At 60.4% G+C, this 25,116-nt stretch carries 27 protein-coding genes; 17 read left to right on the plus strand and 10 right to left on the minus strand.

Annotated elements, in window-relative coordinates:
• Positions 1 to 2 precede the first annotated feature (2 nt).
• From speB (GS611_RS02805) to GS611_RS02820, 4 genes are all read left to right on the plus strand, one after another.
• Positions 3 to 965: an agmatinase gene (gene speB / locus GS611_RS02805; RefSeq protein WP_171631953.1), complete on the plus strand. Its 963-nt coding sequence runs from the start codon at positions 3 to 5 to the stop codon at positions 963 to 965.
• The gene (locus GS611_RS02810; RefSeq protein WP_171631956.1) at positions 962 to 1,519 is read left to right on the plus strand and encodes a hypothetical protein; all 558 of its coding nucleotides are present in this window, start codon (positions 962 to 964) and stop codon (positions 1,517 to 1,519) included. The genes speB (GS611_RS02805) and GS611_RS02810 overlap by 4 nt, the downstream gene beginning before the upstream one ends.
• A 33-nt stretch (positions 1,520 to 1,552) precedes the next feature.
• Positions 1,553 to 2,500, plus strand: coding sequence for an agmatinase (gene speB / locus GS611_RS02815; protein ID WP_171631958.1), 948 nt, complete (start codon positions 1,553 to 1,555; stop codon positions 2,498 to 2,500).
• A gap of 66 nt (positions 2,501 to 2,566) precedes the next feature.
• On the plus strand, positions 2,567 to 2,968 hold the full coding sequence (locus GS611_RS02820) for a DUF1499 domain-containing protein (protein WP_171631961.1): 402 nt from the start codon (positions 2,567 to 2,569) through the stop codon (positions 2,966 to 2,968).
• Positions 2,969 to 2,983: 15 nt separating this feature from the next.
• On the opposite strand, the gene GS611_RS02825 is transcribed toward GS611_RS02820, so the two are convergent.
• Complete coding sequence (locus GS611_RS02825) at positions 2,984 to 3,265, minus strand: hypothetical protein (protein ID WP_171631964.1); 282 nt, start codon at positions 3,263 to 3,265, stop codon at positions 2,984 to 2,986.
• A gap of 62 nt (positions 3,266 to 3,327) precedes the next feature.
• Here GS611_RS02825 and prfA point away from each other — a divergent pair, with 62 nt between their 5' ends.
• From prfA to GS611_RS02840, 3 genes are all read left to right on the plus strand, one after another.
• Positions 3,328 to 4,383, plus strand: coding sequence for a peptide chain release factor 1 (gene prfA, locus GS611_RS02830; protein WP_171633802.1), 1,056 nt, complete (start codon positions 3,328 to 3,330; stop codon positions 4,381 to 4,383).
• Positions 4,380 to 5,225 (plus strand): peptide chain release factor N(5)-glutamine methyltransferase, encoded by an 846-nt coding sequence (gene prmC / locus GS611_RS02835; RefSeq protein ID WP_171631975.1) that lies wholly within the window; start codon positions 4,380 to 4,382, stop codon positions 5,223 to 5,225. Before prfA ends, prmC begins: the two co-directional genes overlap by 4 nt.
• A gap of 241 nt (positions 5,226 to 5,466) precedes the next feature.
• Positions 5,467 to 6,045, plus strand: coding sequence for a DUF4167 domain-containing protein (locus tag GS611_RS02840; RefSeq protein WP_171631977.1), 579 nt, complete (start codon positions 5,467 to 5,469; stop codon positions 6,043 to 6,045).
• A gap of 54 nt (positions 6,046 to 6,099) precedes the next feature.
• Here GS611_RS02840 and rsmA read toward each other — a convergent pair whose 3' ends face one another.
• From rsmA to lptG, 5 genes are all read right to left on the minus strand, one after another.
• A complete protein-coding gene (rsmA, locus tag GS611_RS02845) occupies positions 6,100 to 6,942 on the minus strand; it encodes a 16S rRNA (adenine(1518)-N(6)/adenine(1519)-N(6))-dimethyltransferase RsmA (RefSeq protein ID WP_171631979.1) in 843 nt (280 codons plus the stop codon).
• Positions 6,943 to 7,026: 84 nt separating this feature from the next.
• Positions 7,027 to 7,992, minus strand: a complete 966-nt coding sequence (gene pdxA, locus GS611_RS02850; RefSeq protein ID WP_171631983.1) for a 4-hydroxythreonine-4-phosphate dehydrogenase PdxA — start codon at positions 7,990 to 7,992, stop codon at positions 7,027 to 7,029.
• Positions 7,989 to 9,242, minus strand: a complete 1,254-nt coding sequence (locus GS611_RS02855) for a peptidylprolyl isomerase (protein WP_171631986.1) — start codon at positions 9,240 to 9,242, stop codon at positions 7,989 to 7,991. The genes pdxA and GS611_RS02855 overlap by 4 nt, the downstream gene beginning before the upstream one ends.
• Positions 9,233 to 11,395: an LPS-assembly protein LptD gene (locus tag GS611_RS02860; RefSeq protein WP_171631988.1), complete on the minus strand. Its 2,163-nt coding sequence runs from the start codon at positions 11,393 to 11,395 to the stop codon at positions 9,233 to 9,235. Before GS611_RS02860 ends, GS611_RS02855 begins: the two co-directional genes overlap by 10 nt.
• Complete coding sequence (gene lptG, locus GS611_RS02865) at positions 11,395 to 12,495, minus strand: LPS export ABC transporter permease LptG (RefSeq protein ID WP_171633804.1); 1,101 nt, start codon at positions 12,493 to 12,495, stop codon at positions 11,395 to 11,397. Before lptG ends, GS611_RS02860 begins: the two co-directional genes overlap by 1 nt.
• A gap of 229 nt (positions 12,496 to 12,724) precedes the next feature.
• Between lptG and GS611_RS02870 the strand changes: the two genes are divergently transcribed.
• Genes GS611_RS02870 through GS611_RS02880 form a run of 3 tightly spaced genes read left to right on the plus strand, consistent with a single transcriptional unit; the run spans position 12,725 to position 15,732 of the window.
• Complete coding sequence (locus GS611_RS02870; RefSeq protein ID WP_171631990.1) at positions 12,725 to 14,191, plus strand: leucyl aminopeptidase; 1,467 nt, start codon at positions 12,725 to 12,727, stop codon at positions 14,189 to 14,191.
• 4 nt (positions 14,192 to 14,195) lie between these two features.
• Complete coding sequence (locus GS611_RS02875; RefSeq protein WP_171631992.1) at positions 14,196 to 14,654, plus strand: DNA polymerase III subunit chi; 459 nt, start codon at positions 14,196 to 14,198, stop codon at positions 14,652 to 14,654.
• 31 nt (positions 14,655 to 14,685) lie between these two features.
• Complete coding sequence (locus tag GS611_RS02880; protein WP_171631995.1) at positions 14,686 to 15,732, plus strand: aldo/keto reductase; 1,047 nt, start codon at positions 14,686 to 14,688, stop codon at positions 15,730 to 15,732.
• A gap of 76 nt (positions 15,733 to 15,808) precedes the next feature.
• Here the strand turns inward: GS611_RS02880 and GS611_RS02885 are convergent, their stop codons facing one another.
• Positions 15,809 to 16,795, minus strand: coding sequence for a GlxA family transcriptional regulator (locus GS611_RS02885; RefSeq protein ID WP_171631997.1), 987 nt, complete (start codon positions 16,793 to 16,795; stop codon positions 15,809 to 15,811).
• A gap of 133 nt (positions 16,796 to 16,928) precedes the next feature.
• On the opposite strand from GS611_RS02885, the gene GS611_RS02890 reads away from it, so the two are divergent.
• The 4 genes from GS611_RS02890 (at position 16,929) to GS611_RS02905 (ending at position 20,452) form a co-directional block, all read left to right on the plus strand.
• Positions 16,929 to 17,843 carry a 3-keto-5-aminohexanoate cleavage protein gene (locus GS611_RS02890; protein WP_171631999.1) on the plus strand — a complete coding sequence of 305 codons (915 nt, stop codon included), beginning with the start codon at positions 16,929 to 16,931 and terminating at the stop codon, positions 17,841 to 17,843.
• A 61-nt stretch (positions 17,844 to 17,904) separates the two neighbouring features.
• Positions 17,905 to 18,222 carry a hypothetical protein gene (locus tag GS611_RS02895; protein ID WP_171632002.1) on the plus strand — a complete coding sequence of 106 codons (318 nt, stop codon included), beginning with the start codon at positions 17,905 to 17,907 and terminating at the stop codon, positions 18,220 to 18,222.
• An 8-nt stretch (positions 18,223 to 18,230) separates the two neighbouring features.
• Positions 18,231 to 19,697: a carnitine 3-dehydrogenase gene (locus GS611_RS02900; RefSeq protein ID WP_171632005.1), complete on the plus strand. Its 1,467-nt coding sequence runs from the start codon at positions 18,231 to 18,233 to the stop codon at positions 19,695 to 19,697.
• Positions 19,694 to 20,452: an SDR family oxidoreductase gene (locus tag GS611_RS02905; RefSeq protein ID WP_171632007.1), complete on the plus strand. Its 759-nt coding sequence runs from the start codon at positions 19,694 to 19,696 to the stop codon at positions 20,450 to 20,452. Before GS611_RS02900 ends, GS611_RS02905 begins: the two co-directional genes overlap by 4 nt.
• Before the next feature lies 1 nt (position 20,453).
• Here the strand turns inward: GS611_RS02905 and GS611_RS02910 are convergent, their stop codons facing one another.
• The gene (locus GS611_RS02910; protein ID WP_117868740.1) at positions 20,454 to 20,636 is read right to left on the minus strand and encodes a hypothetical protein; all 183 of its coding nucleotides are present in this window, start codon (positions 20,634 to 20,636) and stop codon (positions 20,454 to 20,456) included.
• Positions 20,637 to 20,715: 79 nt separating this feature from the next.
• On the minus strand, positions 20,716 to 21,585 hold the full coding sequence (locus GS611_RS02915; protein ID WP_171632011.1) for a helix-turn-helix domain-containing protein: 870 nt from the start codon (positions 21,583 to 21,585) through the stop codon (positions 20,716 to 20,718).
• A 109-nt stretch (positions 21,586 to 21,694) separates the two neighbouring features.
• On the opposite strand from GS611_RS02915, the gene GS611_RS02920 reads away from it, so the two are divergent.
• From GS611_RS02920 to GS611_RS02930, 3 genes are read left to right on the plus strand one after another with little or no spacing between them, the layout of a single operon-like run.
• A complete protein-coding gene (locus GS611_RS02920; protein ID WP_171167827.1) occupies positions 21,695 to 21,898 on the plus strand; it encodes a DUF2061 domain-containing protein in 204 nt (67 codons plus the stop codon).
• Positions 21,891 to 22,793, plus strand: coding sequence for a fatty acid desaturase (locus GS611_RS02925; protein ID WP_171632013.1), 903 nt, complete (start codon positions 21,891 to 21,893; stop codon positions 22,791 to 22,793). Before GS611_RS02920 ends, GS611_RS02925 begins: the two co-directional genes overlap by 8 nt.
• Positions 22,794 to 22,814: 21 nt before the next feature.
• Positions 22,815 to 23,717, plus strand: a complete 903-nt coding sequence (locus tag GS611_RS02930) for an EamA family transporter (protein WP_171632016.1) — start codon at positions 22,815 to 22,817, stop codon at positions 23,715 to 23,717.
• Here the strand turns inward: GS611_RS02930 and GS611_RS02935 are convergent.
• Positions 23,714 to 25,060, minus strand: coding sequence for a DEAD/DEAH box helicase (locus tag GS611_RS02935; RefSeq protein WP_171632019.1), 1,347 nt, complete (start codon positions 25,058 to 25,060; stop codon positions 23,714 to 23,716). The genes GS611_RS02930 and GS611_RS02935 overlap by 4 nt on opposite strands.
• Between the last annotated feature and the right edge of the window lie 56 nt (positions 25,061 to 25,116).

Raw genomic sequence — 25,116 nt, forward strand, 5'->3', positions numbered from 1 at the left:
AAATGGCACTGGAAGACGCAAAAAACCAGGTGGACGAGGCATTCACCAACCCGGATCTCAAAGGCCTGTCCTATGAAAACACCTTTGGCGGGGCGACCTCGTTTCTGCGGCGGCTGTATACCAAGAACCTGACCGGCGTCGACATCGCCGTGACCGGCGTGCCGTTTGATCAGGCGGTGACCAACCGCCCGGGCACCCGCCTTGGCCCGCGTGCAATCCGCGAGGCCAGCGCGCTGCAATCGCCCGATGCACCTTATGGCTGGCCCTTCGATGCGCTCAGCGAGCTGGCTATCATCGACTACGGCGATATGGCCTATGACTATGCCAACATTCCCGCCTTTCCCGACACGCTGACCGACCATATCCGCACCATTCTGACGGCGGATGTGGCCTCGGTCGCGCTGGGGGGCGACCACTATATCAGCTTTCCGATCCTCAAGGCCTATGCCGAGAAATACGGGCCGATGTCGCTGTTGCAGTTCGACGCCCATACCGACACCTGGGCCGATGACGACATGAGCCGGGTGGACCACGGCACCATGTTCTACAAGGCGGTGAAGTCGGGGATCGTGGATCCGAAACGCTCGGTTCAGGTGGGGATCCGCACCACCAACGAGGACACGCTGGGCGTCAACATCATCGACGCGCGCGAGGTCTACGAATCCGGCCCCGCCGCCGTGGCGCAGAAGATCAAGGGCATTCTGGGCGACAGCCCGGTCTACCTAAGCTTTGATATCGACGGTCTGGACCCGGCCTTTGCACCGGGTACGGGGACACCGGTCTGGGGTGGTTTGAGTTCCATTCAGGCGCAGATCATCCTGCGCGAAATTGCGGGGATCAACATCAAGGGCGGCGACGTGGTCGAAGTGTCTCCGCCGTTCGATACATCCGGCGCGACGGCGATTGCGGGCGCGCATGTGGCGACGCAGATCGTCTGCCTGTTGGGGTGGAATAAACTCGCATGACTAAACGAAAAGCTCTGATCTGGGCGTGCATTGTTCTCCTTGGGTTGCCGCTCGGGTATTTTGCGCGTGATCGCCTGCATCAGCCAACTGCTCGCGAGCATTCAGCAATGACTTTGTTTGAGACATACTGCGTACCATTTGCCGACGGTCAGGTCGTTGCTCCAGAAAAACGTCTAGTGCGCCTTGAGCGGGCTGACGGGCTGGCTTGGGTTGATCCCGAAACAGTAATGATGCTTCGATATAGTGATAGAGGGTGCTCTGTTTCTGATGCCTTGCGACCGATGAACGCAAGCGAACGCCACGCACTGGACACAGGTGTCATCGGGTTGATCGAAAGAGAATTGCCTGCACTAAGGCCCGACAACAATCACGGATTGGACACTTGGGATGCGTTTCTCGTATGGGAAAGCCATCCCCGAGGGGATGATAGGCGCTGGGGTGCGACGTACACCCGGTTTTCATCGGACGCAGATTTTGAGACGTCATTAAGTGTTTCTTATCCAATTAATGATGATGTTTCGGAAAATTTGCGCGAACTTCGAAACAGTTCGTAAAGCAAAATACTCTGGGGCTTGTCGAGAAAGAATATGACACAATTCAACCAACCCATCAGCGGTAATGATCTGGCGCGGTTTTCGGGGCCGAATACGTTTATGCGCCTGTCCCAGGCAGCCTCGCTGGCGGGGCTGGATGTGGCGGTTTTGGGGATTCCGATGGATATCGGCACCTCGTGGCGATCGGGCACCCGGTTCGGACCCAAACAGATCCGCAGCGAGAGCGCGATGATAAGGCCCTACAACATGGCTACCTCGGCGGCTCCGTTCGACAGCTTGCAAATCGCCGACATCGGGGATCTGGCGATCAACACCTTCTCGCTTGCGGACAGCCTGAGGATCATCAGGGAAAGCTATGACGCGATCCTCGCAAAGAACGTGACCCCGGTGGCGATGGGGGGCGATCATTCGATCACCCTGCCGATCCTGCGGGCCATTGCGGCAAAGTATGGGCCGGTGGCTCTGGTGCATGTGGATGCCCATGCGGATGTGAATGACGAGATGTTCGGCGAGAAAGAGACCCACGGAACCGTCTTCCGCCGCGCCTATGAAGAGGGGCTGATTGTCCCCGACAAGACCTTTCAGATCGGCATTCGCGGATCGGGCTATGCGGCTTCGGATTTCACCGAAGCCAGGGATTGGGGCTTCCGCCAGTTCCCGGCCTGGGAGTTGTGGCAGCAGAACCTGACGCAGATCGGTTCTCAGATCCGCAAGATCATCGGGGATCATCCGGTCTATGTCACCTATGACATCGACAGCCTGGACCCGGCCTTTGCACCGGGCACGGGTACACCAGAGATTGCCGGGCTGACCACGCCGCAGGCGCTGCAACTGATCCACGCGTTGCAGGGTGTGAATGTGGTGGGGTGTGATCTGGTCGAGGTTTCACCTCCGTATGACCCATCCGGCAACACGGCCCTGACGGCAGCCAACCTGATCTACGAGATGCTGTGTATCCTGCCGGGTGTGACGTCGCGGTAAACCGGCCCGGAACGGCTTGCCCCGGCGCCTGATCCGCATAGGGTTTCTGCAAGAGGGCAAAGCGGGATGAAAAAGATGGTTTTGTGGGCAGTGATCGCGCTGGTGCTTGGGCTGGTCGCTCACGTCCGGTTGGCCCCGTCAGCTCTGGCGCAATGGCATATTGCACCGGTTGCAGAGGTTGATCAGGACTTGCCGGGTGGCGTTCTGCGCGTTGTTACAACCGGCCCGGAAGGGTTGGAGAACCTCGATCGGATCGCCCGCGCCACGCCGCGCACCTCGGTTTTGGCAGGTTCGGTCGATGAGGGCATGATCACCTATGTCACCCGCACGATATGGATTGGTTTCCCCGACTATACCACTGTTCAGCAGGACGGCGACACGCTGCGCATCCATGGCCGTTTGCGGTTCGGTCGCAGGGATTTCGGTGCGAACAAGGCACGGGTTGATGGGTGGTTGGAGCAGATGTAACTGTTCTACCGACGCTCAGGACGCCTCATCCTGTTCAAAGTGATCAACAGGATCGCTCTGCAACCCGGACGATAAACACCCTTCCTGCACCTCGCGCCACATGGGCACGTTCAGGGACATCTGGCATTGTGCCGTGAACATGCGGCCGTCGACTTGCAGGCAGATCATCTCACCCAGTTCGATGCGGGACCCGGACGTGTCGGTGCAATAGCAATCGCGGGTCTTGCCGTCAGGGCCGATGTAATCGGCGGAAACCGGCGTGGACGTCAGCAAAAGGGCAAGCAAAAACCGTTTCATGACAGCAAGCTTAGCACGACGTGGCCCTTGACCAAAGCCCCCGGATGATAGACACCGCCGGGATGATCCCCGAAGAACGTCTTGAACAGATCACCCAACGTTTCCAATACCTCGAAGCAGCCATGGCGGATGGCGCATCGGGCGGCGATATTGCGGCGTTGGCCAAGGAATATTCCGACCTCAAACCCGTGGTCGATCAGATCATGGCCTGGCGCCAGCTGGTGGCAGACCTGGCTGAGGCCGAGGCGATGCTGGCCGACCCGGATATGAAGGAGTTGGCCGAAGAAGAAATTCCGGACCTGCAATCGCGCATCCCCGAGGCGGAACACGCGCTGCAACTGGCGCTGCTGCCGAAGGATGCGGCGGATGCGCGTCCGGCGATGCTGGAAATTCGCCCGGGTACCGGCGGGGACGAGGCCGCTTTGTTCGCGGGCGATCTGTTGCGTATGTATCAACGCTATGCCGAGGCCCGCGGGTGGCAGTTCGAGATCATCGAAGAACAGGCTTCTGATCTGGGCGGGATCAAAGAGGTGGTGGCCCATATCAAGGGCGACAACGTCTTTGCCCGGCTGAAATACGAATCCGGCGTGCACCGTGTGCAGCGCGTGCCCGAAACCGAAAGCGGCGGGCGCATCCACACCTCGGCGGCGACGGTGGCGGTACTGCCCGAGGCCGAGGATGTCGACATCCAGGTAGACGCCAATGACATCCGTATCGACACGATGCGCAGTTCCGGCGCGGGCGGGCAGCACGTGAACACCACTGACTCGGCGGTGCGGATCACCCATATTCCGACGGGCTTGGTGGTCACAAGTTCCGAGAAGTCCCAGCATCGCAACCGCGAGATCGCCATGCAGGTGCTGAAGACGCGGCTTTATGACCTCGAGCGGCAGCGGATCGACAGCGAACGTTCCGCCGACCGGGCCAGCCAGGTAGGATCAGGGGATCGTTCGGAACGCATTCGCACCTACAATTTCCCACAGGGGCGGATGACGGATCACCGGATTAACCTGACGCTCTATAAACTGGATCAGGTGATGCAGGGGGATCTGGACGAAGTGATTGACGCTCTGACGGCGGATGATCAGGCCCGGTTGCTGGCCGAGATGGCGCAATGACGGGCCTGCAAACAGCAGCGCAGGCCATGGTGGCCGCAACCGCGCGCTTGAGGGCCGCGGGCGTGGATGACCCGGCGCGGGATGCGCGCCTGTTGTTGGCCCATGCCGCACGGATAGAGGCCAGCCGGGTGACGCTGATTGCCCCGGAAGAGTTGCAGCCCGAGATCGCTGAACGCTATGACCAGTTGGTTTCTTTGCGTGCCATTCGGGTGCCGGTGTCTCATCTGCTGGGCGAACGCGAGTTCTATGGGCGCAGGTTTCGTGTCAGCTCCGATGTTCTGGATCCTCGCCCCGAGACTGAAACCCTGATCGAGGCGGCGCTGAGCGAACCCTTCGACCATGTTTTGGACCTCGGGGTCGGGTCTGGCTGTATTCTGGTCACACTGCTTGCGGAACGAACCAGCGCTTCGGGTCTTGGGGTCGACCTGAGTGAAGCCGCCTGTCTTCAGGCCAGCGCCAATGCCGTGCTCCACCAGGTGCAGGGACGAGCCGAGATTGCGCAGTCAAACTGGTTTGAAGGCATTGAAGGCCGGTTTGACCTGATTGTTTCCAACCCGCCGTATATTTCCGTAACCGAAATGGAGGACCTTTCGCCCGAAGTGCGGGAGCACGAGCCGCGCATGGCGCTGACCGATGAAGGGGACGGGCTGGGCGCGTATCGGCAGATTGCGGCCTCGGCCCCGGATTATCTGTTGCCAGGCGGGCGATTACTTGTGGAAATTGGCCCGACACAGGCAAATCTGGTGTCTGCCTTGTTTGATGCGGCGGGTTTGGCGGATATTCGCGTAATCCCCGATCTGGACGGGCGTGACCGGGTTGTCGGCGCAAAGATGCCGGGTTGAAACTGGTGTCTGAGGCCAAAAAACGCTGCCCCGAGTAAAAAAGCGTGTGAAAATTCGAGATTCCTCTTGTCTGCACGGTCAGGACATGTTTACTCAGGATTAGTCGGCGAGGTTGACGCTGTTGCAGCGCACCCCTGACGCCAAGCCCAAAAAAGTCGACATCCCGTCACGGCAAACGCCTCAGAGCAGTGCAAAACACGGGTTGAGCGACAGCGCATTGATAAGGCTGACGTAAAGTAAAATGAGATCTTCCAAATCCCGCTCGCGGGCCAAGAACAACCGCAATCGTCCTTCCGGCGGTAACGTCGTAAACCGGGTATTTGACAGCTCGGGCCCTGAAGGCAAGGTGCGTGGCACGCCGCAGCAAATCATTGATAAGTACAATCAGCTGGCGCGTGACGCTCAACTGTCAAACGACCGCGTTGCGGCGGAAAACTTCCAGCAGCACGCAGAACATTATCTGCGCATGCTGAGTGAGGCGCAGCGCGAGATTGAAGCGCGCCGCGAAGAGCAGGAGCGCCAGAACCGCGAACGCCAGGCCGAGCGTGACCGTGAGCGCGCCGAGCGCCAGGAACGTGAAGCGGCCCGGCAGGCCGATCCTGCCGAAGCCCCGCAGCCGGATGTAATGGATTTCGCCGCACCGGACGCTGCTCCGGAAAGCGGTCTGGTCGAGACACCGGAAAGCAAGGGGGCCGAAGCCCCGGCGCCGGAAAAGAAGGAAAAGCCTGCGCGCAAGCCGCGGGCGCGCAAGCCCAAACCGGCGCCAGTGGCTGAAGATGCGCCCAAAACGGATGGCGACGCACCGGAAGCGGCTGAATAAAGCCGGCATCAGAAACCGCAAAGCCCCGAGGTCAAGCCTCGGGGCTTTTTTTGATCAGGGTGTCTGGATTTCGCGCGCCAAGGCACAGAACGCTTCAAGCGGAACCTGCTCGGCCCGTTCAGTGGGCTGGATACCTGCGGCCTGCAAGCGATCCTCGATATCCGGGGCAACGCCTTTGAGCGAGGCCCGCAGCATTTTGCGGCGTTGATTGAAGGCGGAGGCCACCACACGCGACAGGGTCGCGGCGTCAGCAGGATAGCGCGGTTCGGGCAGGGCGGTCAGGTGGACCACCGCGCTGGAGACTTTGGGCGGAGGGGTGAAGGCGTCGGGGGGAAGGGACATGGCGATGCGCGCCTCGGCCCGCCATTGGGCAAGGATGGCGAGGCGGCCATACGCCTTGCTGCCCGGCTGGGCCACGATGCGTTCGGCCACTTCGCGTTGGAACATCAGCGTCAGGCTCTGCCAGAAGGGGGGCCATTCAGGGGGTGTCAGCCAGCGCACAAGAAGTTCGGTGCCGACGTTGTATGGAAGGTTGGCTGCGATGCGGATTGGCGGGGTCAGGTGTTCCAGCGGGTTGATCTCGAGCGCGTCACCATTGATGACCTCCAGCCTTCCGGGATAGGCGGCGGCGATATCGTTCAGGGCGGCAATGCAGCGGGTATCTTTTTCCACCGCCACGACCTTGCGTGCGCCTTCGGACAGGAGCCCTCGGGTGAGGCCGCCAGGACCGGGGCCGATTTCCAGTACGTCGCAGTCTGCAAGATCGCCAGCCTGACGGGCGATTTTGGCGGTCAGGTTGAGGTCCAGCAGGAAGTTCTGACCCAAGGATTTGCGCGCCGAGAGTTGATGTGTGGCGATGACCTCGCGCAGAGGGGGGAGATTGTCGATTGCACTCATGATCCGATTACCGTGACGCAGGCCGCAGGGGCAGCGCCAGAAGTTTTTTGCCTCTGGCGGGGATATTTTCAGCCAGATGAAGGATCAAGAGCCTTGCGCCATGCGTTGGGCAAGCTTCAGAGCTTCGATCAGGCTGGTTGGATTCGCGATGCCTTTCCCGGCGATATCCAGTGCAGTGCCGTGATCTGGCGACGTGCGGATGAAGGGCAGGCCAAGGGTGACGTTCACACCCCGGTCGAAGTCCAGTGTCTTGATCGGGATCAGGGCCTGATCATGATACATTGCGATCGCCGCGTCATAGCGGGCGCGGGCAGCGGCATGGAACAGTGTATCCGCAGGGTGCGGGCCCGTCAGGGTCGCATCTTCCGGGTTCAGATCGGCCAGCATTGGGGCGATCCAGTCAAGCTCCTCGCGGCCCATTTTGCCGCCTTCGCCGGCATGGGGGTTCAGGCCGGTTATGGCGATGCGGGGGTGTTGTATGCCGAACTGGTCGCGCAGACCGCGCGTGGTGATTTCGATTGTCTCGCGCAGCAGGTCCGGCGTCAGCGCGGCGGGAACCTGCGCCAGGGGAATGTGGATTGTTGCCGGGACAACCCGCAACTGGTCGCTGGCCAGCATCATGACAACCCGGCGGGTGCCCGACAGCGCGGCCAGAAACTCGGTATGGCCGGGATAGGTAAACCCGGCCCCGTCGATCAGGGCCTTCTTGTGAATGGGCGCGGTGCACAGAGCGGCCGCTGCCCCCTCTTTCACAAAGTCGACGCCGGTTTCGATGGCATCGATCACCGATGGGGCATTGGCCGGGTCTGGCTGACCGGGCATGTTCGCAGCAGGAAAGTTCAGTTGCAGCACGGGCAAGGCCTGATCACAGACTGCAACGGCATCCGAAGGGGTTTGGATTTTCGCAACGGGGGTGCCAGCAGGCAGGTGGCTGGCATCGCCGATAAAGAAAAACGGGCAGGTTTGGCGCAGCTCTGCCCATGCTTTGGCCGCGATTTCAGGGCCGATCCCGGCCGGTTCACCGCAGCTGAGCGCGATCGGGCGTGTCATTCCTGAACAATGGTGGCGTCAGCCCGCAGCTGCTCTACCAGGCTGGACGCAAAGGCCTGTAGCCGCTGTTGCGCCAGTGCATTCGCGACATCCGCCCGCGAGGTGTTTTCGCCCAGGTTGCGGGTGCGGTTGCACAGCATCAGGAACACCAGCGTCTGCCCGTTGTTGCGGGTCAGGTTTGTTGACACTTCGAAGCGATCCAGCTTGGCCAGTTCCACGGCGAAATCGCGTGGTACTTCTGATGGGCTGGCTTCGATACGGTCCAGGACTTCGACGGGTTGATCCTTGGCGATTCCGTACAAGTCGTCGCAGGTGTCGATCTCCTCCCGCAGGGCGGCAGCCTGTGCCAGAGCCTCGGCGCTGCGGCCGCCCGGCAGGTAATAGGCCGCATAGTCAAGTTTGGAGATAGCCGGCGCAGCGGTCGCCACCTCGCGCAATCCGCGCAATTGAAACAGGGCGACGGCGTTTGGCAGGCTGATGGGATCGGTGATCTCACCGTTCTGGAGCCCAAGAATAACCGGTTGCAAGGCAGGAGGCAGGTTGGAGATATTCAGCCAGTCCAGACGTCCGCCTTCGTTGCGGGTGGCCGCTCCGGAATATTGCGCCGCTGCGGCTGAAAACGCTTCGATAGTTTCAAGTCGCGAAATCTCTTCCGCCAGCAATTCGGTCTGTGCAACGGTTTGCGGGTTCACCGGGATGATGATCTCGGACAGCAGGACCTGAAGGCCGCCGCCACCGGTTTGTCCCAGCGCGCGATCAATCTCGTCTTCGGTCGGACGGGCCTGCGACAGGTAGCGCGAGCTGATATAGTCGCGCCAGGCCAGCTGATCTGCAACATAATCACGGACAGTTTCCGGGTCGACGCCTGCCTCACCCAAAAGTTGCAGGAACTGTTCGGTGGACAATTGCCCGCGCGAGGCGAACTCGTCGATCCCCAGTTGTACGGCTTCCGGGGCAGCTTGCACGCCCGCTTCGCGCATGGCCTGCTTGCGCAATTTTTCTTCGATCAGGGCTTCCCTGACGTCAGCCTCATTGCCGCCGGGCAAACCCAAAACATTCAGGAATTGCAGGCGTTGTTCCAGCTCGTACCAGGTGACGATGTCCTGATTCACGCGGATCGCTGGCGAGAACAGGCTTTGGGCGCTGACCTGCGGCGCCGATAAAGCGAGGAAAACGGCGGCCAGTGCCGGCGTGACCGGTTTGTGCCAACCGGAACGGAGAAACCTGGAGAAACCTGATATCAACTGCATTTTCTCTTGTATGTGTTACCACCGCCTTCAAGGGCGTATCCTGTCAGCGATAGGGTAAAGCCGAATTCTGTCGAAGGCTCAATAGTGGATGTTGAAGTAAAGCGTCTGCTTACGGACATGTTAACCTGAACACATTCATTCTGGTATGTTACACCAAGCCCAAGCCGGATTGGCTCTGACTGGTTCAGATCATAGCGTGCCTCGGCATTGGTAAGCCAGTTCTGGTCGACCTGATAGCGGCCCAGAAGCCAGATTTCCGAAATTTCTTCCGCAATGTTTTCCGCCGGATCCGGTTCCTGCCAGATATAGCTTCCGGACAGGCCGGCAAATTCAGAAGCCCAGGCCCCGCGCAATTCAGCTTTGACGAAACTGAAATCGCTGTCGATCAGACCGCGCCCGCCAAGCGACCAACCGTTGGCCGTGGTGACTTGTCCCGCCACCAGCAAGTCGGACGTGGTGCCCTGCAACCCGGATGTCAGGGTGAAATTCGGGTCGGCATCCGCCCGAAACACCTGACCCACCGTTACGAGCGCCTGCTGTCCGTCCGCACCATAGCGCGCCCAGTTCAGGCCGATGACCCCTGTGGCACCGTCTTCGCGCTGATCTTCGGCAGGGAAACGGGACAGGGCCAGCAGGTTTCCCTGATCGAATTCCTGAAACGTGCTTTCATCATCTGGCGCATCAGTGTCCGAGACATGGGTCCATCCCAACTGCGCGATCGGTTCCAGAAGCTGAACCGCGCCGGTTTTTTCGCGACGGGTCATCGGATAGCGAAGCGTCAACGCCGCGCGCGGGGTCGAGCGGGTCACAATGCTGGGAAAATTGCTGTCATGGCGAATATTGAACGTATCCACCGATGCGCCCAGCGTCGCGTCCGCGCGCAGCCCCGATGCAAATGTCCAGCTTCGCAACCATTCGGCATCAACAGTTGCCCTTGCTATGTCACGGCCGACGATATCAGCGTCGCTGGTGCGCTCATGAGCGTGGCCAACAAAGGCCAGCCGCACCTCGCCACCAAGTGCGCCGGGAAAGAACCGCTTTTCATAGTTCAGATCGAAGACGCGGGATGGGATTTCGTCCTGATTTTCACTGTCACGCAGAGTTTTGTAGTGGATCAGGCTTGTTTTGAACGCGGTGTCGCGTTTGATCCGTTCCAGCGCGACTTCACTACGCAAACGGTCCAGGTCCGGCAGCCCATAGTCGGCCAGATAGGCGTCGTCCGAGGTGGTTTGCAGATCGAATGTCAGCCGGAAATCGTTCTTCAGGTTGAACCAACCGCCGGCGAACAGATAGCCGCGATCCTGGTCGGGCTGGACGTCATCACGGGTATAGGCGCCTTCAAGCTGAATGCGCCCATTCACGAACGCCTGACGATACCGATATCCCAGAGTTGTGGTCTTGGCCGACAGATACGGCGTCAAGGTCAGATCCTTGTGGTCCCCCAGCTTGAAGAAATAGGGAACCTGGACCCCCGTTCCCAGTTGCGAGGTGCTGCGGATCGACGGCACCAGAAAGCCGGTCGCGCGATCCAAAGTCGGGTCCGGCAAGCGCAGATAGGGGAAATAGAATACCGGATAATCTAGCACCCGAAGCTGCGCGCCCTCAAAGTACAACTGCCGTTCCAACTGGTCATGAGTGACCTTGCGGGCGCGGATCTGCCAGAGCGGTGGCTTTCCATTGGTGCAGACATGGCAGGAAGTGGCCGAGACCTTGCTGAATTGCGTATAGCGGCCCGCGGCCCGTTTCGCCTGAACCGAGGCAATCTGGATTTGCTGATCGAAAACCATCCGAGCACCGATCAGCAGGCCGTTCTGGATGCCGCTGTCCAGCTGGCCGGAATCGGCCAGAAGGGTCGACTGGCCCCCCTGATCAATACGAATGGGGCCCTCCAGTGTCAGCTCGCCCGTTTCCCGGTCATAGGTGATGCGTTGGGCCGACAGCTTGGTATCGCCCTGAAAGGCTTCGACATGGCCTTCGGCCACCAGTTTCCTGTCGGGTGTGATAAAGACCTTGTCGGCAACCAAAAGGGCGGGTTCGGCCTGTGACTGCGCCGCTTGCGGGTCAGGCTCAGCCGAGGTGGTTTGCGCCGCCAGAACCGTCGGTGCCGACAAAGCGATTGCGCTGGTCAGCAGCAGGGAAATCATGTTCCGCATCAGCCGTCCTCCGCGTGAAGAAGCAGACCAAGGGACAGCAGGATGGCGGCGAAGGGCGGCGCCCAGGCCGCGATATAGATGGGCAATTGTCCGTTTTCCCCGAGGATTTGCGCAAAATTGCGGACGAAATAGATGGCAAAGCCAAGCAGTACGGCCGTCAGAACGGCGATTCCGGTACCGCCGAACCGAACGTGACGCATGGTGAACGCAGCCCCGATCAGCACCATCGAAACCAGAAAGAACGGCCTGGCCAGTTGCACCTGCAACCAGACTTCATATTGCTTGGTCGAAAACCCGGCTTCGCGCAGATCCTTGATCAGTTGCGGCAGGTCAAAAACCGACACTGAATCCTGTTGCCCCAGCGTGTCCAGAATCCGCTGCCGCGTCAGCGAGGTTGGCAACTCCAGCCGTTCATGTTCCACCGAGCTGGTTTCGGGGTTCTGCCCATTCTGCAAATTCCAGATCTTGGCCCGGGACAAGACCCAGTTTTCGTCTTCCAGCACGGCCCTGTCGGCGACGATCTGCTGGGTGGGTTTGCCGTCGCGCGCGAAGGTGATGATGGTCACGCCGTCCAGGCCAAGAGCATCCCCGTTCGAGGTGCCCCGGGCGTGGATGACAGCCTGACCGTTTTCCGCCGACTGACGCAGCCAAAGGCCTTCGCTGCTGATCGAAAGCGCTGAACTGCCGTTGTTGCGATAGGAATCAGACAGGCGTTGGAATTCCTGGGATGTGGCCGCCGCGATGGGGTTCAGCAATGCCACTGCAAGCGCACCGATGATCAGGGCCAGAGCCGCTGGCGCGACCAGTGCGCGGATACCCGAGCGACCCGTGGCGCGGGTCACCACGAGTTCAGAGGTCCGTGCCAGCCCGACGAACAAGGCAATGGTGGACAGAATGACCAGCAGGGGCAGCATTTCACTGATGGCGGCCGGTGTGTTCAGAAGCGTCAGGTGCAGCAATTGGCCGAAGGACAGGTCGACTTGGTCAAATCGGCGGATCTGTTCGATCAGATCGATGAGAATCATCAAGGTCAGAAAAATACCGCCGATGACCAGAAAGCTCTGTGAAAAGCGGCGGGCGAAATAGCGGTCGAGGATCACAAGACTGCCCCCGCCAAGCCTTTTGCGCCGGAAAACGGGCCGAAATCGCGCATGCATGTCTTCCTGCGCGACGGCGTATGCCTGCCCTCTCGTGTCACGTCTTTCTCCCCCGAGCCTGCCGGTTATTTTTGCGGGACCTTACTGCAATTGAAACGCGGGGAAAACTGCTATCTGGTCAAGTCGGGCGGCGCGGGCTAGGTCTTGGGGAACAGAATTCGAGGAGTTTGCAATGAGCAGTCTGATACCGGTCCGCTTTCAGGAGTTTGACTTGGATGCGATGGCGCAGGCCGAAGGGCGGGTGGCCATCATCATTTCGTCGGACGGAAAAATGAACCCTGCGGCGCGCCGGGCCAATCGCCTGACGAAAGGCGCTGTGGCGCGGCTTGTCGAAAGTGAGAAATTCGGAAAGTCCAAGACCGGCGATGTTATCTCGATGGCCTGGCCGGCTGGGATGGCGGCCGAAGCGCTGGACGTCGTGGTGCTGCCGCGCCGCCCGGAAGCCGATGAGGCCCGCAAGGCTGGTGCCGCGTTGGTCAAATCAGCGGGTGGCAAGGACATGCTGGTGATGGTCGGCAATCAGGCGCAGACCGAAAACCTGGCCCTTGGCATGGTGCTGCGCAGTTATGATTTCAACGCGCACAAAACCAAGGACAGCGAAGGCAGCGGTTCGATTACGATAGGACATTCGAAACCCAAGGAAGCCGAAGCAGAGTTTGCACCGCTATACGCGATTGCCGACGGTGTGCGGATGACGCGTGATCTGACCAACGAACCTGCAAATGTTCTGACGACCACGGAATTTGCCGATCGTCTTGTCGAGATGCAGGAGCTGGGCCTGGAAGTCGAAGTTCTGGAAGAGGACAAGCTGGTTGAACTGGGCATGCGCACTTTGTTGAGCGTCGGGCAGGGCTCTGCCAGCCCGTCCAAAGTCGTCGTGATGCATTGGAATGGTGGCGACAAGGACGATGCGCCCTTGGCTTTGGTGGGCAAGGGCGTGGTTTTTGACACTGGTGGCATTTCGCTGAAACCGGCCGGTGGCATGGAAGACATGACCATGGACATGGGCGGCGCGGGCGTTGTCGCGGGCACGATGCGTGCGCTGGCCAAGCGCAAGGCCAAGGCCAATGTGGTGGGCCTTGTCGGGCTGGTCGAGAACATGCCTTCGGGCAATGCCACCCGTCCGGGCGATGTGGTCAAGTCGATGAAGGGCGACACGGTCGAGATCATCAACACCGATGCCGAAGGCCGTTTGGTTCTGTGCGACGTGATGTGGTACGCACAGGAGCGGTTCAAACCGGTGGGCATGATCGATCTAGCCACCCTGACCGGAGCGATCATCATCGGGCTGGGTCATGAGAATGCAGGTGTGTTTTCCAACAATGACACATTCTGTGACGCCTTCCTGAAATCGGCCCGGGCCGAGGATGAAGGCGCGTGGCGGATGCCGTTGGGCGATGCCTATGACAAGATGCTGAAATCGCGCATCGCCGACATGAAAAACGTCGGTGGCCGTCCGGCGGGCTCGATCACGGCGGCGCAGTTTCTGCAACGTTTCGTGAAAGAGGATACACCCTGGATCCATCTGGATATCGCGGGTGTGGCCTCGGTGGCGTCCGAGACATCCTATGCGCCCAAAGGTGCTACGGGCTGGGGTGTGCGCGCGCTGAGCCGGTTCGTGCAGGACAATTTCGAGTAAGCGAATGGGTGCTGTCTATTTCTACCATCTGACCCGCCAGCCGCTGGAGCACACCTTGCCTGTGCTGCTGGACAAGGCGCGACAGGCCGGGTGGAAGATTGCCGTGCGGGGCACCGATCCCGCACGGATGGACTGGCTGGATGAAAAGCTGTGGCTGGGCCCCGAGGACGGGTTCCTGCCGCATGGTCGCGAAGGCGGCCCGCATGACGCCGAGCAGCCGATCCTTCTGACCACCAGCGCCGAGGCCCCCAACGGCGCGGTGTGTGTCATGGCGGTGGACGGCGCGTCGATCGAACCCGAAGAAGTGTCGGCTCTGGAGCGGGTTTGCATTCTGTTCGACGGCAATGACGACATGGCCGTGCAGCACGCGCGCGGGCAGTGGAAGGCGCTGACCGGCGCCGGATGCGCCGCGCAATACTGGTCGGAAGAGTCCGGGCGGTGGGAAAAGAAGGCCGAAGCCTGACGGGCTGTGCCATTTATCAGGAGATTTGAGGATGCAGATGAAGCCTCTGGGCCGCACCGGGATTGTCGTGAGCGATCTTTGCCTCGGGACGATGACGTTCGGGACGCAGACCTCGGAATCGGATGCGCACCGGCAGATGGACATGGCGCTGGACGCGGGGATCAACTTTGTGGATGCCGCCGAGATGTATCCGGTGAATCCTGTCGCCAAAGAGACAATTGGTCGTACTGAAGAAATTCTTGGAAACTGGAACGCCGCAAATTCGTCGCGCCGGGCGGATTTCGTATTGGCGACCAAGCATTCAGGTGAGGGGTTGTCATATGTTCGCGACGGTGCGCCGATCACGGCCAAGACCATTCCTGAGGCCATCGAAGGGTCTTTGCGGCGTTTGCAGACGGATTACATCGATCTCTACCAGTTCCACTGGCCCAATCGCGGCAGCTATATGTTCCGTCAAAACTGGGATTATGCGCCTTCGGGCCACAATACTGCGGACGTTCTGGAAAATATGCAGGAGTGTCTGGGGGCCTTGCAGGTTCAGGTGGACAAAGGCAACATCTGCGCTTTTGGTCTGTCGAATGAAAGCGCATGGGGTACGGCGCAGTGGCTGAGACTGGCCGAACAGACAGGCACACCGCGAGCGGCGTCCGTGCAGAATGAGTATTCGTTGCTGTGCCGTCTGTTCGATACCGACATGGCCGAGCTGAGCGTACATGAAGATGTCGGCCTGATGGCGTTTTCACCCCTGGGCACCGGGCTGCTGACCGGGAAATATCAGGGCGGGGCCGTGCCGGACGGCTCTCGTATGTCGCTTTCGCCTCAATTGGGCGGGCGCAAGTCTGACCGGGTTTTTGATGCAGTCGCGGCCTATATGGATGTTGCCGCGCGACATGGCCTGGATCCGACCCATATGGCGCTGGCCTGGTGCCGCTCGCGACCATTCATGATGTCGGCGATTTTTGGCGCGACCACGGTCGCGCAGCTTGAACACGTATTGGCCGGTGCGGATTTGACGTTGTCAAACGAGGTGCTGGCCGAGTTGGACGCTGTCCACAAAGCGCACCCGATGCCGTACTGAGGCGAGGGGGCTCTGCCCCCGGCACGCTGCGCGTGCCTCCCCCGGGATATTTCTGGCCAGATGAAGTTGGATCCGGTCAGTGATGGGTGGGGTGCGCGCGCTCTTGCCTGAGGTCGCGTGCCGATTGACCGTGGGCGGTGCGGAAAGCGCGGGCAAAGCTGGATTGCGAGGAAAAACCGGTGGCCAGCGCGACATCCATCAGTGGAAGGTCGGTGTCGGTGACCAGACGGCGGGCCTCGGCCAGGCGCAGTTGCAGATAGTGATCCTGCGGCGTGGTGTTCAGGCGAAGGCGGAACTGTTGTTGCAGGGTGCGCGGGCTGGTGCCCAGCTGGTCAGCGATATGGGCCAGTGGCAGGGGGTCATCCAGGGATGCCTGCATCAGCGAATTCGCCTTTGACGTCAGCGCGGTGTGGCGGTGTGGTGCGCCGGTGCGGCTTTGCGGTGTGCCCGGGTCCGGCGCGCCATCATAGAGGAACAGGCCCGAGACACGGGATGCGAAACCCGCGCCATGACGGGCGGCGATGATGTGCAGCATCATCTCGACAGCGGGAATCGCGCCGCCAGAGGTCAGGCGACCGTCCGAGACAGTAAAGCGGTCGGGGCGCACGTCGACGTCGGGGAAGCGGGAAGCGAAATTTTGCAGGTCTTCCCAGTGGGTCGTCGCAGGGTGACCGTCCAGCAGCCCTGCCTCGGCCAGCAGCCAGGGGCCGCCGTCAATCCCGGCCATCGTCGCCCCGGTACCGGCAATGCGGCGCAGCCCGGCCAGCAGGCTGGGAGTGGCGTGGCGGGCCAGTTGGAAGCCCGCGACGACAATCATAAGGTCGCAGCCTTGCAGGCGAGAGAGCGGGATGCCGGGCACTTGCAGGGCGCTTGTCAGCATCGCGGGTTCGGCTGTGGCGGTCACATAATCCCAGTCAAAGGCGGGCCGGTCCGCCAGACGGTTGGCAGCGCGCATCGGATCGACCGCCGAGGCGAAGCTGAGCGTGTTGCATTCATCCAGCACCAGAACGGCGGTTTTCAGGGCCCGATGTTCGGGTTGCAGTATGTTTTTTGCGGATTGCATCAAGTTCGATTCGCATTCTGCCAAGTGGTTTTCCCAAAGCTGCGCCAGAGTCGGGGCAGAACGCAAATCGGAATCCGGGGAGAAGCCTGGGGAAAACCCAAGGCAAAACCGGGTATAACTTGGGGAAAACGCCATGCCTCTGGAAATGAACCGCGAAGTCTTCATCACCTGCGCCGTGACCGGCTCGGGCGGGACACAGGATCGCAGCCCTCATGTGCCACGTTCACCGAAGCAAATTGCCGACAGTGCGATTGCCGCCGCGAAGGCAGGTGCGGCCGTGGTGCACTGCCATGTGCGCGACCCCGAAACAGGCGCCCCGTCGCGCGATCTGGCGCTGTATCGTGAGGTGACCGATCGGATTCGGGATGCCGAGGTGGACGCAGTGCTGAACCTTACGGCTGGCATGGGCGGAGACATGGTGTTCGGCGGCATCGAAAATCCGCTGCCACTGGCCCAGGCAGGAACAGATCTGGTTGGCGCGACCGAGCGTGTGGCGCATGTGGCCGAATGTCTGCCCGAAATCTGCACGCTGGATTGCGGCACGATGAACTTTGCCGAGGCGGATTACGTCATGACCAACACGCCCGGCGCGTTGCGGGCTATGGGGCAGATGATGACCGATTTGGGCGTGAAACCCGAGATCGAGGCCTTTGACACCGGCCATCTGTGGTTTGCCAAGCAACTGGTGAAAGAGGGAATTCTAGAACCCAACGCCCTGGTTCAACTGTGCATGGGCGTGCCGTGGGGCGCGCCGGATGATCTGAACACCTTCATGGCGATGGTAAACAACGTGCCCGATGACTGGACCTTCAGCGCGTTCTCGCTGGGGCGGCATCAGATGGCCTATGTGGCGGCCTCGGTGCTGGCGGGCGGCAATGTGCGCGTGGGGCTCGAGGACAACCTGTGGCTGGACAAGGGTGTGCTGGCCGAAAACTGGCAACTGGTCGAACGCGCAGGCACCATCATCGAGAACATGGGCGCGCGGGTGATCGGGCCGCAGGAAGTGCGTGAGAAGCTGGGGCTGGTCAAACGGGCGCCCAAAGGTTGACCTGTTTGCGTCCCTTGCCATGACCGGTAAGTGCAGGGGTGCCAGCAAAAGGAAGTGAGCAATGCGATCGGTGCTTGTAATCTGCGCGACGGTTCTGGCCGTATGTCTGCCCCGGGTCGGGGTGGCACAGACCGCGGAAGACCCTTTGGCCCGCAAGAACTGCGAAGCCAAAGGGGGAAGCTATGAGATGGGCGGGCGGATACGGCAGTTTATCTGCTTTGAACCTTTGCCCGACGCTGGAAGCTCCTGTGAAAAAGCCTCTGACTGCGCAGGGTTCTGCCTGTCGGACACCAAACAATGCAGCGCGGTGACACCGCAATTCGGATGCATTCCGCATCTGGATGAGGCGGGGCGCGCGCAGGTAATCTGTATCGATTAGAGGACAGCATGACAAAGACGGCAGCAATTATCGGGGGCGGTGTCATCGGCGGCGGATGGGCCGCACGGTTCCTGCTCAATGGCTGGGACGTTCGGGTGTTCGACCCGGACCCTGAAGCAGAACGCAAAATAGGCGAAGTGCTGGACAATGCGCGGCGATCCCTGCCGGGGCTGAGTGACGTTCCATTACCGGCCGAGGGCGCGCTGAGCTTTCATGGCGACATGGCCGACGCCGTACAGGGCGCGACGTGGATCCAGGAAAGCGTGCCAGAGCGGCTGGACTTGAAGCTGAAGGTTTACAAGGGCTTGCAAGAGGACTGTGATCCAGATGCGATCATCGGGTCATCGACCAGCGGGTTCAAACCATCCGAGCTTCAGGACGGTGCTTTGCGGCCCGAACAGATCGTCGTGACGCACCCGTTCAACCCAGTCTATCTGCTGCCGCTGATCGAGCTGGTGCCGACCGACAAAAACCCACCGGAGATGATTGAACGGGCCAGGGAATTGCTGACCTCGGTTGGTTTCTTTCCGCTGCATGTCAAGAAAGAGATCGACGCGCATATCGCCGACCGCTTTCTGGAAGCCGTCTGGCGCGAGGCGCTGTGGCTGGTCAAGGATGGCATTGCCACCACCGAAGAAATCGACGAGGCGATCCGAATGGGCTTTGGCATCCGCTGGGCACAGATGGGATTGTTCGAAACCTACCGCGTGGCCGGAGGTGAAGCGGGAATGCGGCACTTCATGGCTCAGTTCGGGCCAGCCTTGAAATGGCCCTGGACCAAACTGATGGACGTGCCGGAATTCACCGATGAACTGGTCGACCTGATCGCCGATCAGTCAGACGCGCAATCCGGAATGCATTCAATCCGGGAACTGGAACGCATTCGCGACAACAATCTTGTTGGCATGATGCGGGCCCTCAAGGCGCAGAATTATGGTGCGGGGGCGGTGCTGAACCAGCATGATGCGCTGTTGAAACCGGGTGCCCTGCCGTCGCTGGATCAGGCGGATCTGAGCCAGCCGATCCTGACCCTGTCCCGCGCCGTTCCATTGGACTGGACGGATTACAACGGCCACATGAACGAAGCCAAGTATCTGGAAGCCTTTGCGGCCGCCACGGACCGTTTCATGGAGATCATCGGTTGCGATATGGAGTATATCGCGTCGGGTGGCAGCTATTTCACTGCCGAGAACCACATCCGTTACATCGACGAGGTCCATGCAGGGGCGAAGATCGACGTGCGCACGCAGATGCTGTTGGGGCAGGGCAAGAAGCTGCATGTCTTTCACAGCATGTATGAAGGCGACAAGCTGTTGGCCACGGGCGAGAGCTTTCTGCTGCACGTCAGCCTTGAAACCCGCCGTCCCAGCCCGCCGTCGCCCAGGATCGAAGCCGCGATGGCGCGGATTGCCGAGGCACAGGCCGGTTTGCCTTACCCTGAAGGGGCGGGTGCCGCCATTCGGACGCCATCGTGACCCGGCGCGTATTGGTAACAGCCGGGGCATCGGGTGTCGGTCGAGCCTTGGCCGCGGCGTTTGACGCCGCCGGTTATGATGTCTGGGTGACGGATATTGACCAGTCAGCCCTGGATATCTTGCCCGACCATTGGGTGGCGCACAGGGCTGATGTGACAAATGAGGCCGACATGAGCGCGGTGTTTCAGGCTGTCGGGGCCGCAGGCGGGCTGGATGTTCTGTGCGCAAATGCCGGAATCGCCGGGCCGACCAGCGCGATCGAGGATATCGATCTGGATGCATGGCGCGCCTGCGTCACGGTCAATCTGGACGGGGCCTTTTTGGCCGCCAAGCACGCAGCCCCTATGATGAAGTCGGCGCGGGCGGGCAGCATCATTCTGACCTCTTCGACCGCCGGTCAGTACGGCTATCCGTTCCGAGCGCCTTATGCCTCGGCCAAATGGGCGGTCATAGGGTTGATGAAAACGCTGGCGATGGAACTTGGGCCGCTGGGCATTCGCGCAAACGCCATATGCCCGGGTGCCGTGGAGGGCCCGCGCATGGAAGGTGTCTTGGCCCGAGAGGCAGCCGCCAAAGGCATGACCCGCGATGAGGTCTATCAGGGCTATGCCTCGGGCACCTCTATGGGGCGCTTCGTGGAAGCGCAGGATATCGCCAATATGGCCGTCTTTCTGGCTTCGGACGCAGCGCGGCTGGTGTCTGGGCAGGTGATTGCGGTGGATGGGCACACGGTCAATCCCGACCCAAAACTGTAGGTCAGCCCTGATTTGGTCCTCGGATCTGGCGGATGGTCTGACGGACCGCCTGCCAATCCTGCGCCTCTTTCTGGTTTCCGGCGGCTTCGCATTCACGCATTTTCTGCGCGGCTTCCGCCTCGGCCCGGTCTCCGTGCGCGGCATACAGCGCGCGCGCGTATTGAGCGGTTTGAATTGCGTCCATTCCTGTGGTCCTCCGTTTGTGATCGGAATGCCCGTTGGTTCGCGCCAAGGGACGATAGCACAGGTTTTGCGCCGCTGCATCAATTCTTGCCGGATACAGCCGTTCTGAGTTGTCGCAAGTGGTCCGGGAAATCGCGGGCGGCCACATCGGCCTCGCGCACAAGTGTGTCGAAGTGCCGTGAAAACGTCTCGATCCGGTCCCGGTCTCGGAATGCCATATAGTGACTGCCTGCATAAAAAACGCACAGCAGCGGCCCGAAAATCGTTACAGGGGCTGAATAAAGCCGTTTGGCATCGAACAGATAGACACGCATTCGGGGATAAAGCTGTTCACACAGCTCCAGCAGATGATCGATCTGCTCCTGACGAATTTCCGGGCAAAGGCCATGGTAATATCCCGTGCCGCTTGCAAAGCTTTCAATCTCGAACAATGGCATTGCAATTTCGTAATCAGACTGCGCACTGCGCATCCAGGCCAACCTGTCTTCGGACGCACCGATGGCCTGATCCGCCGTGCGCCCCAGATGGGGGGCATATTCCCACTCCAGCACCGCGCGCGTCTTGAGCATGTCGGGCAGGGTGGCCGGAACATAGCGGATCTTGTACCCGGCGGCTTCTTTGTGCCAGTCGAAAATCCGCTCATCGACCAGGGCGCGGGGCGCTTCGGTAATGGACAGGGAACTGGCCAGAATCTCTGCCGCGCTTTCCGGCCTGTCGGACAGGCCCAGCAACCAGTCGGCCGAAACGCCCAGTGCCGCGGCGCAGCCACCCACAACATGCGCATTGGGAAGACGCGCGCCATGATCGGTCAACAACTGAGATACGGTTGATCGGTCCACGCCGATATGGCGCGCAAGCGCGCTTTGGCTGACGTGACGGTCCTCCATCGCGCGGGCAAGGCGTAGGCGGAATTGAGCGGCGCGGTCGCGTTTGTCGATATTTTCCTGCATAAGATGAAAAATATCACAAGTGATGAGTTTTGTTAATCATATACAGAATTTTCAGCACGCGCACTGAACGGTAACCCCTTTGTAAAAGCAAAAAAGAATGGGGTTCGAAATGGAAACGCGGCGAAGATCTGTCGTGAAAGCAATCGTGTGGAATGTCATGGGGCTGGCGACCATGACGCTGGTGGGCCTGATCGCCACAGGCTCGGCCGCCGTCGGCGGGGCATTGGCGCTGGTGAATACCGCCATCGGCCTGACGCTTTACATTGTCTATGAAAGAATTTGGGCCGGAGTTTCGTGGGGGCGCAATGGCTGAGCCCTCGACACCCAAGTCGCCCGAATGGGGTACATTTGCCCTGATCGTCGGCTGCTATGCCGCATGGCTGGTCGGGCTGTTCTGGTTGGCGGATGTTTCGCTGTGGTTGACGGCGCTGGTTTTGGGCTTTGTTGCCGCCCTGCATTCGTCTTTGACACACGAAGCCCTGCATGGGCACCCGTTCCGAGCCAAATGGCTGAATGAGGCGCTGATGGCGCCGCCGCTGACCTTGGCCATTCCGTATAACCGTTTTCGCGATCTGCATTTGGCGCATCATCAGGATGCCACTTTGACCGACCCGTATGACGACCCCGAATCCAACTATCTGGATCCCAAGGTTTGGGCGGACCTGCCGCGCGGCGTGCAGGCTGTGCTGGCCCTGAACAACACGCTTCTGGGGCGGATGGTTCTGGGTCCGGCCATTGGGCAGGTGCTGTTTCTGCGCGACGAATGGCGGGGGCTGCGGCGCGGCGACAGGGCGATCCTGCTGGCCTGGACTTTGCACATCCCCGGCGCGGTTGCGGTGCTGTGGATCGTTGCACAATCGGCCATGCCGATCTGGGCCTATCTGATTTCGGCCTATATCGGGTTGGCGTTGCTGAAGATCCGCACGTTTCTGGAACACCGCGCGCACGAGAAGTCCCGCGCGCGGACCGTTATTATCGAAGACAGCGGGCCGTTGGCGTTTCTGTTTCTGAACAACAACCTGCATGTTGTACATCATATGAATCCCGCCGCGCCATGGTATCGGCTGCCGTCGTTGTATCGGGATGGCAAAGACAGGTATCTGGCCTGCAATGAGGTGTATGTTTACCGCTCTTATGCACAGATCTTCCGGCAGTACCTTCTACGCGCCAAGGACCCGGTGCCGCATCCGCTCTGGCCAAAGTCTTGATTTGACGACACAACAGGTGACATGAGTCTCTGGATCCCTGTCACCATCGCCGCCGCCAGTTTTCAGACTGTGCGGTTCATGCTGCAAAAATCCTTGAGCAGCGTGAAACTGTCCGCCTCCGGCGCGACCTTTGCGCGATTTGCGTATTCCATGCCGCTGGCCGTTGCCGGGCTGTTTGTGGCGATGCTGACAACGGGCGCCAGCTTGCCTCCGATTGGCGGAGTGTTCTGGCTGTACGCTGTCATCGGAGGCACGGCGCAAATCCTGGCGACGATCTGTGTTGTGGCGTTGTTCAAACAACGAAACTTTGCGGTCGGGATCACCTTCAAGAAAACCGAAGTCATTCAGACCGCGATCGTCGGATTTCTGGTTTTGGGCGACAGCGTTTCCAGCGGCGCGCTGGTTGCGATCTTGTTGGGGTTGATGGCGGTGCTTTTGCTGTCGAAAACCCCCGGAGGAGGCGGCGCCTGGTGGCGGCATCTGACCAACCGCGCGTCCCAATTGGGGCTTGGATCAGGGGTTTTGTTTGCGTTCTCCGCCGTCAGCTATCGCGGGGCCTCGTTGCAATTGGGTGATGTCGACGCCTGGTTCAGGGCATTGATCACCCTGGCCGCCGTCGTGACGTTTCAGTTCGTCAGCATGGGCCTGTGGCTGTTGTGGCGCGACCGGGCCGAACTGCGCGCGGTGTGGCAGACCCGATCCACCGGCTTGTTTGTCGGCCTGACCAGTCTGGGCGGTTCGTTTTGTTGGTTCTGGGCCTTCACCCTGCAAAACGCAGCCTATGTCAAAGCGCTGGGGCAGGTAGAGCTGATCTTCAGCCTGATGGCCTCGATCCTGTTTTTCCGCGAGACGATCACCCGGCGAGAAATCGCCGGGATGTTGCTGTTGGGTGTCTCGATACTGGCCATGGTGCTGGCGATTTAGCCGGCACGACGCTCGTCAAAGCTCAGGGCAATAAAGCTGGGCAGGTGATCGCCCATACCCACCACGGCCCGGCCATTGTCTTCCTTGCGCCCACGGCCACGCCCTTTGGGCTCTCGCTCTTTCCGGGTGTCTTTCCTGGCTTCGGAGTCCCGGGCTTTTTTCTCGGGCTTCGGCTTTTCAGGCTTGGGCTCTTCCTTGACCGGATTGTCGATGCGCGGGATGTCCTTCTGGATCAGCTTTTCGATCGCGGCCAGGGCTTTTTCATCGCGGACCGAGCAGATCGTGATGGCCTTGCCTTCGCGCCCGGCGCGACCGGTGCGGCCGATACGGTGCACGTAATCTTCGGGGTGGCCGGGGACGTCGAAATTGAACACGTGGCTGACGGCTGGAACATCCAGACCGCGCGCAGCGACGTCGGACGCAACCAGCAGACGCAATGATCCGTCGCGGAACCCGTCCAGCGTCTTCATCCGCTGCGATTGGTCCAGATCGCCATGGATCGCGGCAGCGTCATAGCCGTATTTCTTCAGCGATTTCGCGCAGATATCAACATCTGTCTTGCGGTTGCAGAAGATGATTGCATTGGTGCACTTTTCGCCCTCTGCGTCGATCAAGGCGCGCAGCACGTTGCGTTTCTGGCTTGCTTCACGGTCCCGACGGCCGCCTTTGAACATGACAACGCCCTGTTCGATCGTCTCGGATGCGGTCGCTTGCCGGGCGACTTCAACCCGGGCAGGGGCGGACAGGAAAGTATCCGTGATGCGCTCGATCTCGGAAGCCATGGTCGCCGAGAAGAACAATGTCTGCCGCGTGAACGGCGTCAGCGAGAAGATGCGTTCGATATCAGGAATAAAGCCCATATCCAGCATCCGGTCGGCTTCGTCCACCACCATGATCTGAACACCGGTCAGCAGCAGCTTGCCACGTTCGAAATGGTCCAGCAGGCGGCCCGGAGTTGCGATCAGAACGTCGACGCCGCGGTCGATCAGCGCCTCTTGCTCTTTGAAGCTGACACCGCCGATCAACAACGCCTTGGTCAGTTTCAGGTGCTTTGTATAGGTGTCGAAATTCTCGGCCACCTGAGCAGCCAGTTCCCGCGTCGGACACAGGACCAGCGAGCGCGGCATGCGCGCGCGGGCGCGGCCACGGGCCAGCAGGGTGATCATCGGCAGTGTGAAGCTGGCGGTCTTGCCAGTGCCGGTCTGGGCAATCCCCAAGACATCACGGCCTTCCAGAGCGGGCGGAATCGCGCCTTCCTGGATCGGAGTGGGGGATTCGTATCCGGCCTCTTCAATGGCTTTGAGGACCTTCGGGTTCAGGTTCAGTTCGTTGAATTTTGTCATGTATGTCCGGTTTTTGCGGACACTTGACCAGGCCCGCGCGTCAAAGATGTGCCGGG

Source organism: Ruegeria sp. HKCCD6119 (assembly GCF_013110585.1).
Classification (GTDB): domain Bacteria; phylum Pseudomonadota; class Alphaproteobacteria; order Rhodobacterales; family Rhodobacteraceae; genus Ruegeria.